A 12,523-nucleotide genomic window follows, 5' to 3' on the forward strand; every position below is an offset into this window, starting at 1 on the left:
CCGGCCCGTTCCAGGGTGCGCGCCCAGCCGATGTTCGCCACCTCGTCGAAGCCCGCGTGATAGCGCGGATGTGGCGGGGCTGGGTCGATGCCGAGCGAGCCGACGAGTACGTCGACTATGTGGCCCGCACGGGTTTGGCCGGCTACCGGCAGACGCCGGGGAACCTCGGCGTCGAGGTGTGGACCAGGGATGTGGGCGATGGCCGGGCTGAGGTGACGACGCTGAGCTGGTGGGAGTCGCTCGACCACATTCGTGGCTTCGCCGGTGACGATGTCGGCCGTGCCGTCTTCTATCCCGAGGACGATGAGTACCTCATCGACCGCGAAAACAGGGTGGTCCACTACGAGGTGGCGCGACGACTCGGGTAGTGCTTAAAGTGCGACACGTATGTATGTGACTCCGACCAGGGCATTATTCTCGGCAAATCCGCACGCCCACGCGAGCGGCGCTAACGCACCGTTATCGGGTCTCGACGAGCCACGCTCCGCCTCAGCGGCACGTCAGGGCAGCTAGTCATAGCCTTACGGCGTAGGCGTTCGATTCGCCGGCGTCGTGCGACCTACCCTGCGAGGGTCGAGAGGTTGAATGCCGGCGTCCTCAGCCAGCGGGGTGGCCTCAAGACCACGCCGGTCCCACCAGGACCGAAGGCATTCCAGTGGTCCCGGTCGACCGCTTGGACCCAGAAGCGCAGACTCGGTGGCCGGCGCCGGGATGCGGCGCCGGCCACCGGAGTGCGTCAGCTTTCCGGCAGCCGTACGAGGGCCTGCGCCCCGCTGATCTCCGGAGCGTCACTCACCTCGAACCCCGCCGCACCGAGAATGGCGAGCAGGGCCTTGCGCATCGCCTCGAGCGCGGCGGCGGCGAACGGCAGCTCCGGAGCAGTCAGGTCCAGCGTCTCGACCGCCCGGCGCACCACCACCTCCAGCTCCGGGTGCTGACTCCACGTGACGTACACACCGCGTCCCGCGTCCGCCGTGGCGACGACCCAGACCTTCGCCCCGCCGCCCGGGCTCTCCTCACTGACCCACTCCGGGTGCCGGGCGGGCAGCCCGGCCCGGGTGAGGGCGGCGACGACGTCCTCCGCGAGCCGGGTGAGGTCCTCCTCGGCGGTCGCAGACATGTGTCCCTGTCCCTTCCGGTACGCGCTGACCCGTGCATCGCCTTGCGGACCAGGTCGTCCAGCAGCTCCAGCGACTGGCGGTTGACCAGCCTGCCCAGCTTCTGGTGTCGTCGAGCGAGACAGATACACACCGTGTCCCAGGCGAGCCTCATGTAGCGGCGCCTACAGTCGTACCTGTGTTACAGCAGGTCAGACCTTCAGATCCTGATGAGCCGACGCCTTGCCCCGCGTGTCGAGCCGGTCCAGATCGGTCAACCGACCCTGAACACATGTGTGCTACTGCGGCCATCCCCGTTACTACAACTACAAGCACGCTGACGGGACCTGCCCCTGTCTCGCGTCCGGTGATCGTCGTCAGCCCTGAGTCTGACGGATGGTCGGCCTGGAGGCAAAATCTCTGGCGTCGTCGAAGAAGAGGACTCCGCGGTTAGCAGCGTCATCGCGCGTTCACGCTTGGGTGAGAGTACTGGAAGTCGCCACGCACTCATCTCGCATGAGCGAGCATCCCGTCATCTTCTTCTGTAACGCCTTCGACCCTTCACTTGGAGAGGGTCCACGAGCTGGTCGTGGCCCTGAACAGATGCCCCCGAAGTAGTCTTCGCAGCTCTCGACCTCAGGATGCGGCATTTCACTAACGGACCTGACAGACGCGCTGCACGATGTTGGTGCGCCCAGCCGCGCCCAGACGGTGCTGGCCGCTGCTACTTCGTCGTGAAGGAAGCCGATCATGAAGTTGCCGTATGCTGTCTTGGCATCTGCAGTTCTCGCCGCCGGCGTGCTTGGCGGGTGTACGGCGGGCGAATCCGAGTCTCAGTGCAAAGGGACTACGTCGTGTGCCGCCGTGTCCATTAAACCGTCAGACGGAACGTCGCCGGAGCTGAGCGCAGCGGGCCGCGTCTCGATGCTGGAGGACATCATCAACGAGGCGGAATCCAGCCAAGATGTCTCGTCGCGGTCCTGGAACGGCACCGTCATCCAGGTGGGTGTCTGGGCGGACACCACCACCCAAGCCGACCGGCTGAGCCTTTGCGACGCGATCGTGACCGCGATCCGCCCGACCGGCCTGGTGGACAGGGTGACTGTGTCCGCGTTGCAGACGTCCCCGTCCGCAGGTTTTCAGGCGGGAAGCAGCGCTGCGGCCAACCCCCTGGTGATCTGGCTGTCGCCGAAAGCACATTGCAAGGTGGACGGACAGCCGTAAATGCTTGTTATCGAAGATTCTGTGGAAATCTATCGATCAGCTCCTGGGCCGGTTGACTGACGATCTTCGAGTCCTCGAAGACCCTCGCCGCCGCAATCACCATCCTCGGCACGAGCGTGCGCCCGGCACGCCGGGACGGCGATACGGAGCGTGATGCTACGGCGGAGCCGGCGCGCACGATCGGCGGCAGTTGAGGATTTTCGCCTACACTTTCGATACGCTGTGCTGCTGATACCAGGGAGCAACTCCAAGTTGTCAGATCCCACGAAGGATGCCCGTGCCGCCAAGATTAGCTGAAACCCTAGGCTCCCTTGGCTACAGCGCGGGAGCTGCGGTTCATATCGCCGTGATGAAGCGCCTAGGCGGGGCATATGACTGGGCAGATGATCTCCGACGAAACGCGTCATCGAAGCTGCAGGTCACTCGCCTGACGGACGACGAAATTCGTTTCTGGCTCTCTTCGCTACCTGTTGACCCTGAGTGTCTGGCGTGCGTGGACTGGGCGAGGGATGGTCTCGGTGTCGAAATCCCCTTCTCTGTCTTCGTTCGATACTTCGACGACTTTTGGTATCCATCTTCGGATGACGTGGTCGTCTTGTTTCCCGACGGCGCGGTCTTGCTGTTAGATCACGAAGAAAGGTTCAGCTTTGCTGCTACGTGGCCGTGCCCATGAAGTGCTTCGGCAAAGTCGGTCGGTCACCTGCGTCACCAATACGCGCAAAGCTCGGAATTGGCTGCGTGAGGTTCGCGGCGAGCGCACTCAAGTCGGCAGTTCAGGATGGCGCACGCCGATGGTGGCGGCTGCGTGCGTCGGGACCGCGACGGGCGGGCAGTCAGGTGTCGGGTCTTCGTCTTCGGGTATGCACCGTGGGATAACGGGCGCGCCACCTCGACGACGACGATGCGCGGCCCGCAGTGACCGGGCGGAAGGAAAGACCGATGACGGCGGGACAACCGGACACTGGACTTGGCCAGATCGGCGAGGCCATCGAGCGTGACGGCGTGTACCTGGCGTTCGTTCCGCAGCCGGCGTTGCTGGAGACCTGCTGGTACACGATCGGCCTGACCGATCACCGGCACCCTGAGCTGATCTTGTTCGGATTGCCGCCCGACATCTCGCGGCCCGTCCTCCACACCGTTGCCGAAGAGGTGATCGAGGGTCGACGGACGTGTGTCGCAGGGCAGTACGCCGACGACGTCCTGGAGGGACACCCGGTCACGTTCGTGGCGGTGACCGAGCCGGACCGCTACCTGCCGGTTGCTACCCGGTTCTATGCCGGCACGGGCACTGCCGTTGAGGCCCTGCAGATCGTGTGGCCAGACCGGTACCACCGCTGGCCCTGGCAGCCCGGCACGCACGTAGACGACATGCCAGTCCTCGGCCAGAACCTCTCATCCCCTGAGGAAACCGCTACTGCATAGGTCGGTGTCCGCGCGCACCGCCACGGGCGGGCTTGTTGCCCAGGGTCGTGACGGCTGCTGCACGCCGCCGCGCGTGCTCGGCGCCAGATGAGCGCGGCCGCCGTTATCGGCAACCACGCCACTGGAACTGCTCATCCGGCTCTTCCCTCCGGTCGAGAACGTCTGCCCGGATGAGCGCCAGCAGCAACTCATGCAACTCAGTGCCCAACGTGCTGTCGGTCCAGAAGACGTGCTTGACCTCGATGAACGACTTGCCCTCGAACAGGCCCAGTGCTTGACCTAGCGAATACTGCGCCCCGTCCCAGTCGGTCCACTCAGTCAAGTTGTCGGCAAGCGTCACGCTGGGCACCGTAGCGGTGCATGAAGACTTAAGTGTCGGGCGATCCGGGAGACTCCTGCCTGCACGAGCGTGCGCTGACACTGGGGCGGTAGTTGTAGGCCGTAGCGCGCGACCCGCGGCATAGAGTGAGCCGATGTCCGCTCCGGCATACTGCGTCAGCGCAGGACGCTCGCCACGACATTGTGCACATCTTCGACTGGCGGCTCTCCGCGGTGCTCGGTGAACAGCAGCTGCACGGCGCCGATCAGGGTCGGCGCTAGCACCTGCACGTCCGCGTCGGCGGCGATCCGGCCACGGTCGCGCTCGGCTGCTAGATAGCCGGCCACCGCGGCGACCGCCTCGCCCACTAGGGGGAACCGGGCGGTGCCAGCCGCGCGCAGGCGGTTGCGCAGCTCGTCGCGGGCGATGGTGAGCACGACGATCGCGGACATGACCGGCTCGAAGAGCTCGAACACCGCGCCGGTGAGGTTGCCGACAACGGTCCCTGTCCCGGCCGCATCGCGGAGCACGGCACCTTGCGCCTCGACCCGCGCGATGCGGTCAAGCACCAGATCGACCAGGAACGCGTCGAAGTCGGCGAAATGCCGATGCAGCACGCCCTTGGCAACTTCGGCCTCGTCGGTGACCGCGCGGCTGGTCAGCGCCGTCACGCCGCCGCGGGTGAGCACCCTCGCGGCCGCGTCGAACAGTTGCTTGCGCGGATCGCGCAGAGCTACGCCGGTCGGCATCGGATGCTCCAGCTTTTCTCGTGGGCAATCGCCCATTAGAGTGGGCACATGGTCACTCTACCGCCCCAACCTCACGAAGCACGCCGCGTCGCAGAGTCGTTCGGAAGCGATCCAGGGCGCTACGACCGCAATCGGTCGCCGTATCCGGACGCGCTGATCGAGCACATCGTCGCCGCCGCGCCCGGACCCGCGTTCCTCGATGCCGGTTGCGGGACCGGGATCGAAGCCCGCCAGTTCCGCGCTGCCGGGTGCACGGTCCTCGGCGTCGACCCCGACCCCCGGATGGCCGAATTCGCCCGCGCAACCGGCATCGACGTCGAGGTTGCGACGTTCGAGACGTGGGAGCCGGCCGGCCGCACCTTCGACGCGATCGTCTCCGGCACGGCCTGGCACTGGGTGGACCCTGTCGCCGGAGCGGCCAAGGCAGCCGAGGTACTGCGCCCGGGCGGCGTCCTCGCACCGTTCGGCCACGTCTACGAACTGCCGCAGTCGATTGCCGCAGCGCTCGCTGAGGGGCTGCGGCGGGCGGCGGCCGACCTGCCCTACCGCCAACCGTCCGGCTCCATCCTCGACGGCTATCGCGCCCTCTACGACCGCGCAGCCGAGGGAGTCCGCGCGTCCGACCGCTTCGCCGAACCCGAGATCCGCCGTTACGACTCGCAGCGCACCTACACCCGCGACGAACTGCTCGAACTCATCCCGACTTCCGGCGGCCTCGCGAGCATGCCACCAAACAAGCTCGCCGAGATTCTGTCGACGGTCGCCGCCGCGGTCGACGGCGACGTCACCCTCGCCTATGCCACCTGGTGCCTGATGGCTTTCCGCAGGTAACCCGTCGACGCCGCTCGCCGCAACAGAGAGCGCCAGTCACACCTCCGGATAATGTGCATTAACAAGTGCATTCACATCGGCAATTCAGAATGCTGGAAGCGTAGACCGCCGTTCGGCGCCCGTAACCGACGGCGAACGGCTGGCGCATGGGTGGCGTCGAAGTTGTGCGGTCGGCTCAGCGCACGCGGTCGGGCAAGTTCTCCAGACCTACGAGCGCGCTCCATTTCTTCGGACGCCGCGATACGTCGGCCCACATGGCCCCCGCTTCGAGCCACCGCTGTCGAGTCTGACGACAGGCGGAGAGCGTGCTGTCCTCGTAGCCGAACTCAACGCCGCAGCAATCACATATGTTGAAGCTTGGCACGGTACCGTCTGGGCCCCAGGGAAAATCTTCGGACGACTCGGACCGGTAGTCGTAGCCGCAGACAAAGCACAGCGACGGGCAGTCTTGCCGCGTTGACCGTGTAGCAGGAGATAAGTCCGGCGGCGAGTCTCCAGTGCACACCGAACCATCCTCTCAAGCTGCCGCCGATTTGGCCCGGGTCCCGGCGTGCACTCAACTCGGCAGATGAATGCGCTGACAACAGGTTGTGCAACGTTCACCGATCGCGCGTCCGCCTACGACGCCGGACGAGCATCCGTTCGGTCCCTAGCGTGATCGATGCGTGATCGACCGTCCGATGCGTCACCCACACGGGCCGCCCACCGCACGTTGCGCCACCCAGGTGATGGTGTGTTGTTAGTGATCCCGCGCCACCCGACTACGTGATCCGTGCGTGATCGACGGCCCTGGCGTGGGTCAACCCTGTCCGACATTGGCCGGCAGGATCCCGGGTCGCGCACGCCCCCGAAGCAGCCGATTCCGATACAAAACGGCACAGCAACGTACTAGGCAGCACGGCTTGCAGTGGACTCTATGTCCGCTGGCTCGATCAGATCGTGACGACCCTGACTGGATAGTGTCGCCTTGTGTCGAGTCGTGACCTCGCTTTCGGGCATGCAGTGAGCCCGAGTGGCGAGACCGAGCGCTCGGCTGGTCGACGTTGCCGCAGGTGACGGCGTTGCCGGCCATCCGGTGATGGCTCGTCGCCCGCGGACTTAACGTCCGCCGACGTCGACGGGCTGCTATGGATGATGTTCCATGGCGGTTGGAGGAGCATGACCCTGACTACGGAACTGGCCGATCCGGAGTCACCGGCGTCCCGGTTCCTCCACGACTTGTTTCCGGCGAGGGATGCCATCGTCGCCGTCTGGAATGCGCAGGTGCAGCGGCTGCCTCCGGCGCAGCGCTTTGTGGCGGGAGCCTTCGGCACGGCCGGACGTTCTGAGGCCTTGTCCAGTGCCAATTAGGGCCACGCACCCGGGTCCCGGACAGCCGCGAACAACTCGGCGATGGCGTTGGACGTCGCCGAGGATCGCCGCGGCCGGGTCGCCCGCGACGACGAACGGGTCGGCGACCCGCAGCAGCGTGCGGTCGCCGAGCGCCCCGGGCCATCGCGCGCACCTTGGCGTTGATCTGGTGCCAGCGTTCCCGGGGTCGTTGCGGCGCGGGGTCCGTCAATAGTGGGCATTGCGCAGATCGAGGACATCGAGCGGCGCCTGGGCGAGCGCGCGAGCGACGTTTCGCACACCCTCGCGCGGCGTTCTGGCCCGCCCGGGCGTCAGGCGCGCATACCTGCGCGGGCGTGTGACGCGGGTACGTGCGTCACGCAACGTCCTGGTTAACCCGCGCCTCAGGGATTCCACAGCCGATCCGTCAGGGTGCCCTGCGAATGCTCTCGAGGCGAACGGCTACAGCAAAGTCCGCAGCAGTTCGGGGAGTATCAGCCCCTCTACCACACTGAGGTGACCATGATCGGCATAGTTTCGCGTGGAATCGTAGCGGGAGCTCTCGTCGCGTCCGCTGGAGTGTTCGCCTTCGCCGACCCCGCCGCGGCGGCCGAGTCGGGCTGTGGAACGCACAAGGTCGCCCGGGTCAGCCTGTACTCCTGGGCGTGCAACCTCGAGACGTCCGACTCGGAGATCTCCTACCGGGTCCACTTCCAGAACAACCACGGCTCCCAGGTCCTCATCGACTACCAGAACGGCGTTTCGGTGGCGGGCGGCGCGGTCCGTTGGGACTTCACCAACACCAGGGTGCCGCTGAACACGGGCGACCGCAGCTACGAGAACTACGGCGGCGGCTGCACCAGGGGCGCGAAAGCTCGCGCCGCGGTCCGGATCAAGGAGAACAACGGCAGCTGGGGCACGACCGCGTACTCGGCCAGCATCACCTGTAGGTAGGCACCCACCGCGGTGACCCGGTAGCCCGCGCCTCTCGCGGAGGTGCAGGCGGGCTACCGGGGCCGGGATCAGCCGGCGATCGGGCCGCTGCGGCTGAGGTGCCGGAGCCCAGCGGGGCAATGGTGCAGCGCCGCCGCAAACACCACCAACTCGTTCATGACCTGCTCGCCGAGGGTGCCAGAATTCGGCAGATCGCCCGGCACCTGGGTTGGGGACGGCACACCGTCCAGCGCTACGCCCGCGCCGCGACCTGGCAAGTGATGATCGTCGGGTAGAAGCCACGCCACGACCGCGCGCCCGCGCCCGCAAGAACCTCGACCGACACCCCAACTGGGCGAGCATGTCGGGAGTGGCATCCTGGACGGGCATCCCGGCGTAACTGAGGATGCCGCACAGCGCACGCGGGGCCAAGGTTCCTAGTCCGATCAATGCCCAGCCCAACTCGCCTCGCCAGCCAATCCAGTAGGCGCGGGTCAGCCATTTCGGCACATCCAGGCCGACCATGGTCATGAACGTGCATCTATCGGTCAAGCGGCACGCTGCGCTTACTGCCTTCAGCTGCACGCTCATCGGCTACTTGTTGACTGGTGGCACGACCGCGCCCGGCCAGGCATGGTCGAGGTGACCGGCGGAGCCGCTCTCACATCGGCTGCCCACCGCAGGTTGGTGTGGCTCAGATTTGGCATGCGCCCTGCCGGTCACCGCGGCGCGGAGAGGCTCGAGAGGGGTCTGCCCAGCTCAAAGTAGCGGTGCCCTCCTCGCCGACAGTCCTGTCGGGATCGAGGAAGGAAAGCGGCGTGGCCCGGGTCGTCATCGGTGTGGATCCGCACAAGCGCTCCGCCACCATCGAGATCATCAACGAGCGAGAGCAAGCCGTCGGGCAAGGCCGCTTCGGCACCGACCATGACGGCTACAAAGCCATGCTGGCCGCCGGCCGTAAACACCACGACCGGGTGTGGGCGGTCGAGGGCTGTAACGGCATCGGCCGGCACGTCGCCCAACGCCTGGTCGCCGACGGCGAGACCGTACTGGACGTCCCGGCGAAGCTGTCCGCCCGAGCCCGGGTGTTCGCCACCGGCCAGGGCCGCAAGACCGACCCGGTCGACGCACGCAGCGTCGCCGTGGTCGCCCTGCGCACCGACGGCCTTCGGCAGGTCGTCGTGGACGACACCACTGTGGCGTTGCGGCTGCTGGTCGACCGCCGCGACCAACTCGGCCGCGCCCGCACCGAAACCGTGAGCCGACTGCACCACCTACTGCTCGAACTCGTGCCCGGCGGCGCGAAGAAGTTCCTGTCCGCGCAGCAGGCCCGCGCGCTGCTCAACACCGTGCGCCCGCGTGACGTCGTCGGCAAGACCCGCCGCTGGCCGGCCTCTGAATTGATCCACGAGCTCACCGTGATCGACAAGAAGATCAAAATCGCCAACGCCGAACTCACCGAGCTGGTCAGCAGCACCGGCAGCACCCTGCAGGAGCTGAACGGCATCGGCCCCTCCGGCGCCGCCCGCCTGCTGGGCGACATCGGTGACATCAACCGGTTCGCCAACCGAGCCCACTTCGCATCCTGGAACGGCACCGCTCCACTGGACGCCTCGTCCGGCGACCAGAACCGCCACCGGCTCTCCCGCGCCGGCAACCGGCGCATCAACCGCGTCCTGCACATCATGGCCGTCGTTCAACTGCGCCGTGACACCGAAGGCCGCGCCTACTACCGACGCAAACTCGCCGCCGGCAAGACCCCGATGGAAGCCATGCGCTGCCTGAAACGGCGACTGTCCGACATCGTCTACCGGCAGATGACCACCGACGCCAAACAGCTGAGGACGGGCCCGGGAGGACACCTGGGGGCGACTCTGCAATCCAGCGCGGCCGACCCAAACCCCATGATCGACACTTCGGAAAAGTCACTTCCCGGACCCGCCGAACCACAGCCTAGAACAACCCTCATGATCAACACTTGACATAGAGGGGTGCCAAATCAGTGCGCGCGGAGCGGGGCCCCTTGCGAAACAAGCCGGGGGCAGCGGGAATCGGACGGCCCGACGCCACCCCCGGCGGCGCGATCACGGCGACCCCGACATCCTTCGAGATCGCTGTCGGCATGCGGCTTTTGATCCCGTCCCGGCCGCACCGGCCTGCCTAATCCTGAGCTTGGCAAGGCGCGTTGGCTGGTGCGCAGATCGTGAGATGGCTAGGGATGATCACACGCTTCCGAACACCCTCGTACTCGTAAATGACCTCAACGCCGGTGCGATTCGAGATCCCGGCCGCGACGACTTCATAGCCGATCTGAAACTCGACCGACTTGGAGTCGTCCCCGTTCGTGGCTGGAACCTGGAATCCCTCGGCAGCGACGCCTCCGGTTGCATATGACTCTTTCGGTGGGAATCCGCCGACGAATTCGAACCAACCGAATTTGCTGTTCTTGGGCAGCATTTCGGGGATGACCCGGACCCGGAAGCCGAGCACTCGCAAGGCTGGGCCACCATCCATCAGCGGCGTGACCGAGATGATCGTCAAGGGAGAGGTCGACGACCCGGACAGCTCAAGGTGGATCAGGCCGTCGGTGAAGCGTGTTCCGACGGCCATCGCTTTGTGCCAGCCGTAGGCACCGCCTTGGTCGGCGTCGATCTCAGGGCCGGGGGCCTGCGGTCCTGAGGTCTTGTCATGCTGCTGCGACGTGCAGGCCGCAGTCAAGAGGATGGACATGGCAACGACAAGTAAGGCGGACCAACGCCGGGGCGGTGTCCTTCGCTTAAGCCTGATCACAGAGTGCCACCTACATCGGATGTCGAGGGCAGGGTACCCAATCGTGAAGATCGGGTACCCCGCCTGCTTCGCTTACGAAGTCTCAGAGACTTTCTCGGTCCTCGTTGGGTTGCCGTTCTGACCACAGAGGACCGCGCCCGGCTTGACCTCGATGTACGTCTTCTTGTGGGAAGTCGTGTTCGTCTGCTTCGACGTCAGTCCCACATCCGCGCCCACGCCACGGTAGCTACCGTTCGCCCCCAGGGTGAAGGAGAACGCCGACGTCGAATCCCGCGAAACCCACAGTTCCGCGGGGATCGGACCCTTATAGCTTGGATTCGGGCACGTGTAGTAGCCGGTGTAGTGGTTGGTCCTGGAGAAGCCCTTGAACTGGTACATCTGCACCTTCGTCAGCTTCGAGTCCCGGTAGATGTCCGAGCCGGAAACCTTGCAGCGCAGCGTGTACGTAGCGAAGTCGTACTCCGCATCAAGGTCCCTGACGACGTCGTGGCCGACGTTGAACGTCAGACCCGAACCCACCTTCACCGACTTCGAGGAACCGGCCGAGATGGCAGTCCCACCACTCCCCGAGTAGCCCAGCTTGGCCAAGATGTCGACGCTGTTCTCCTTGGTGTTGGACCACTCGTACTTCATCTTGGTCTTGTCACCGGTCTGGGCCCGTTGCACCGGAACCCACTCCCGGTAGACCGGGCCCTTCTTCGTCCAGCCGTAGCTGTCCCACGGAGTGTTACCCATGGCCGCCCTGCACGCCTTGGCCTTCTCTCCGCTGCCGACGTCGGCCGCAGCCACGGACTCACGAGTTGCTGAACTGGCAGCGTCGGCAGTGCCTGAGGTGACGAGGCCCGTGAGCGTCAAGTCGCTGACGGCCACCGGCACCGACGGAACGTCCGGCACCGGGCCGGACAGGTCCAACTCGCCATCCGCGGTCACCTTGTCCGGCGGAAGGACCGTCGTCTTGGTACCCAGGGACTTCTTGTAGACCTTCTCGTCGGGGACGGCAGCAGTCGCCTGCTTCTCGCCACCGTGCGGAAGGTGCACGGGAGTCCGCCACATCAGCTCGAAGCCGTCGTCCAAGCCTTGGAAAAGCAGGCCGACAGAGCCGTCCTCCTCCACGTAATTGTCGATGTCGCGCAGCGCGGGAATCTGAACGGTGAACTTGCCCGCGCCGTCGGTCTCGGTCGCTCCGAGGTCGAGAATCGTGGCGACGCTGTCGTCACTGCCTTCGGTGGCAAGGAGCATGGCGTTGCTGGGGTCGAGGCTGACCGCGAACCTCTTGCGGGCGAGCGTCTTGACGTTGTCGCCGTGCTCGTCACCGCCCTGCAGAGTTCCGGAGATGGTGAACGCGTTGCTCTCGCGGGACGGGTCGTCAGCGCGCACGAAGCGGACGTCATCGCCCGGCTGGCGGACCATCGACCAGGTCGGTTCCGCCGCGAACGACGGGGTCGCCGCTTGAGCAAAAGTCAGCGTGAGGACTGTGGTCAGCCCAAGCGCCGCCGCTTGGCGCCATCCGCCGACGGCTTTCAGGTATGCAGATTGATGCACGAGGCCCCGCTTCCTTGTCCAAGAGAGTCGATCATGAAGATCGACCGCTCGGCATGCTAGGCGGACAGGGCAAGTGTCTGCGTGATGGCTGGACCTCGACGTCCGGAGAACCGATGACGTGCGGCTCCCCGAGCCTTGGTGGTGTAGCCACGGCGCTGGTTGGGTGGCGCGTAGCGCTCGCAGCTTGCTCACACACGCGTTGGCGACAGATGGTTCCAGGTGGCAACAAACGACAACGCATACATGCTGTTGCGCCGGGTGTTCGCGAAGCTTGGCCTACCGGAACA

The 12,523-nt window shown here is 65.8% G+C and carries 13 protein-coding genes; 8 read left to right on the forward strand and 5 right to left on the reverse strand.

Translation table 11 applies throughout. The features are described 5' to 3' along the window. Nucleotides 1-368, forward strand: a 368-nt coding sequence (locus AB0368_RS09505; RefSeq protein WP_366153358.1) for a hypothetical protein, incomplete at its 5' end; no start/stop codon positions are given. Between the two features lie 368 nt (nucleotides 369-736). Here the strand turns inward: AB0368_RS09505 and AB0368_RS09510 are convergent. Then, nucleotides 737-1,120 carry a hypothetical protein gene (locus AB0368_RS09510; protein WP_366153359.1) on the reverse strand — a complete coding sequence of 128 codons (384 nt, stop codon included), beginning with the start codon at nucleotides 1,118-1,120 and terminating at the stop codon, nucleotides 737-739. A gap of 841 nt (nucleotides 1,121-1,961) precedes the next feature. Here AB0368_RS09510 and AB0368_RS09515 point away from each other — a divergent pair. Both AB0368_RS09515 and AB0368_RS09520 read left to right on the forward strand, forming a co-directional pair. Next, nucleotides 1,962-2,321, forward strand: a complete 360-nt coding sequence (locus AB0368_RS09515; protein WP_366153360.1) for a hypothetical protein — start codon at nucleotides 1,962-1,964, stop codon at nucleotides 2,319-2,321. A gap of 939 nt (nucleotides 2,322-3,260) precedes the next feature. Beyond that, on the forward strand, nucleotides 3,261-3,743 hold the full coding sequence (locus AB0368_RS09520) for a DUF4262 domain-containing protein (RefSeq protein ID WP_366153361.1): 483 nt from the start codon (nucleotides 3,261-3,263) through the stop codon (nucleotides 3,741-3,743). Between the two features lie 103 nt (nucleotides 3,744-3,846). On the opposite strand, the gene AB0368_RS09525 is transcribed toward AB0368_RS09520, so the two are convergent. Further along, complete coding sequence (locus AB0368_RS09525; RefSeq protein ID WP_366153362.1) at nucleotides 3,847-4,083, reverse strand: hypothetical protein; 237 nt, start codon at nucleotides 4,081-4,083, stop codon at nucleotides 3,847-3,849. 155 nt (nucleotides 4,084-4,238) lie between these two features. After that, a complete protein-coding gene (locus AB0368_RS09530; RefSeq protein ID WP_366153758.1) occupies nucleotides 4,239-4,847 on the reverse strand; it encodes a TetR family transcriptional regulator in 609 nt (202 codons plus the stop codon). Nucleotides 4,848-4,859: 12 nt separating this feature from the next. Here AB0368_RS09530 and AB0368_RS09535 point away from each other — a divergent pair, with 12 nt between their 5' ends. The 5 genes from AB0368_RS09535 (at nucleotide 4,860) to AB0368_RS09555 (ending at nucleotide 9,886) form a co-directional block, all read left to right on the forward strand. Beyond that, the gene (locus tag AB0368_RS09535) at nucleotides 4,860-5,642 is read left to right on the forward strand and encodes a class I SAM-dependent methyltransferase (protein WP_366153363.1); all 783 of its coding nucleotides are present in this window, start codon (nucleotides 4,860-4,862) and stop codon (nucleotides 5,640-5,642) included. Between the two features lie 1,158 nt (nucleotides 5,643-6,800). Further along, the gene (locus tag AB0368_RS09540; protein WP_366153364.1) at nucleotides 6,801-6,992 is read left to right on the forward strand and encodes a hypothetical protein; all 192 of its coding nucleotides are present in this window, start codon (nucleotides 6,801-6,803) and stop codon (nucleotides 6,990-6,992) included. A gap of 558 nt (nucleotides 6,993-7,550) precedes the next feature. Beyond that, entirely contained in the window at nucleotides 7,551-7,925 is a 375-nt protein-coding gene (locus AB0368_RS09545; protein WP_366153365.1) for a hypothetical protein, read from the forward strand. A gap of 119 nt (nucleotides 7,926-8,044) precedes the next feature. After that, on the forward strand, nucleotides 8,045-8,200 hold the full coding sequence (locus AB0368_RS09550) for a helix-turn-helix domain-containing protein (protein WP_366153759.1): 156 nt from the start codon (nucleotides 8,045-8,047) through the stop codon (nucleotides 8,198-8,200). 522 nt (nucleotides 8,201-8,722) lie between these two features. Continuing rightward, nucleotides 8,723-9,886, forward strand: a complete 1,164-nt coding sequence (locus AB0368_RS09555) for an IS110 family transposase (RefSeq protein ID WP_366153366.1) — start codon at nucleotides 8,723-8,725, stop codon at nucleotides 9,884-9,886. Between the two features lie 178 nt (nucleotides 9,887-10,064). Here AB0368_RS09555 and AB0368_RS09560 read toward each other — a convergent pair whose 3' ends face one another. Further along, a complete protein-coding gene (locus AB0368_RS09560; protein ID WP_366153367.1) occupies nucleotides 10,065-10,634 on the reverse strand; it encodes a hypothetical protein in 570 nt (189 codons plus the stop codon). A 132-nt stretch (nucleotides 10,635-10,766) separates the two neighbouring features. Continuing rightward, complete coding sequence (locus tag AB0368_RS09565; protein WP_366153369.1) at nucleotides 10,767-12,071, reverse strand: hypothetical protein; 1,305 nt, start codon at nucleotides 12,069-12,071, stop codon at nucleotides 10,767-10,769. Nucleotides 12,072-12,523 lie beyond the last annotated feature (452 nt).

It is taken from the genome of Actinoplanes sp. NPDC051475, assembly GCF_040689425.1.
Classification (GTDB): domain Bacteria; phylum Actinomycetota; class Actinomycetes; order Mycobacteriales; family Micromonosporaceae; genus Actinoplanes.

Bases quoted from the DNA above. Each gene is read 5' to 3' on its own strand.
- AB0368_RS09510 (WP_366153359.1), bottom strand. From the start codon at position 1,120: ATGTCTGCGACCGCCGAGGAGGACCTCACCCGGCTCGCGGAGGACGTC.
- AB0368_RS09520 (WP_366153361.1), top strand. From the start codon at position 3,261: ATGACGGCGGGACAACCGGACACTGGACTTGGCCAGATCGGCGAGGCC.
- AB0368_RS09530 (WP_366153758.1), bottom strand. From the start codon at position 4,847: ATGGGCGATTGCCCACGAGAAAAGCTGGAGCATCCGATGCCGACCGGC.
- AB0368_RS09535 (WP_366153363.1), top strand. From the start codon at position 4,860: ATGGTCACTCTACCGCCCCAACCTCACGAAGCACGCCGCGTCGCAGAG.
- AB0368_RS09540 (WP_366153364.1), top strand. From the start codon at position 6,801: ATGACCCTGACTACGGAACTGGCCGATCCGGAGTCACCGGCGTCCCGG.
- AB0368_RS09550 (WP_366153759.1), top strand. From the start codon at position 8,045: ATGGTGCAGCGCCGCCGCAAACACCACCAACTCGTTCATGACCTGCTC.
- AB0368_RS09560 (WP_366153367.1), bottom strand. From the start codon at position 10,634: ATGTCCATCCTCTTGACTGCGGCCTGCACGTCGCAGCAGCATGACAAG.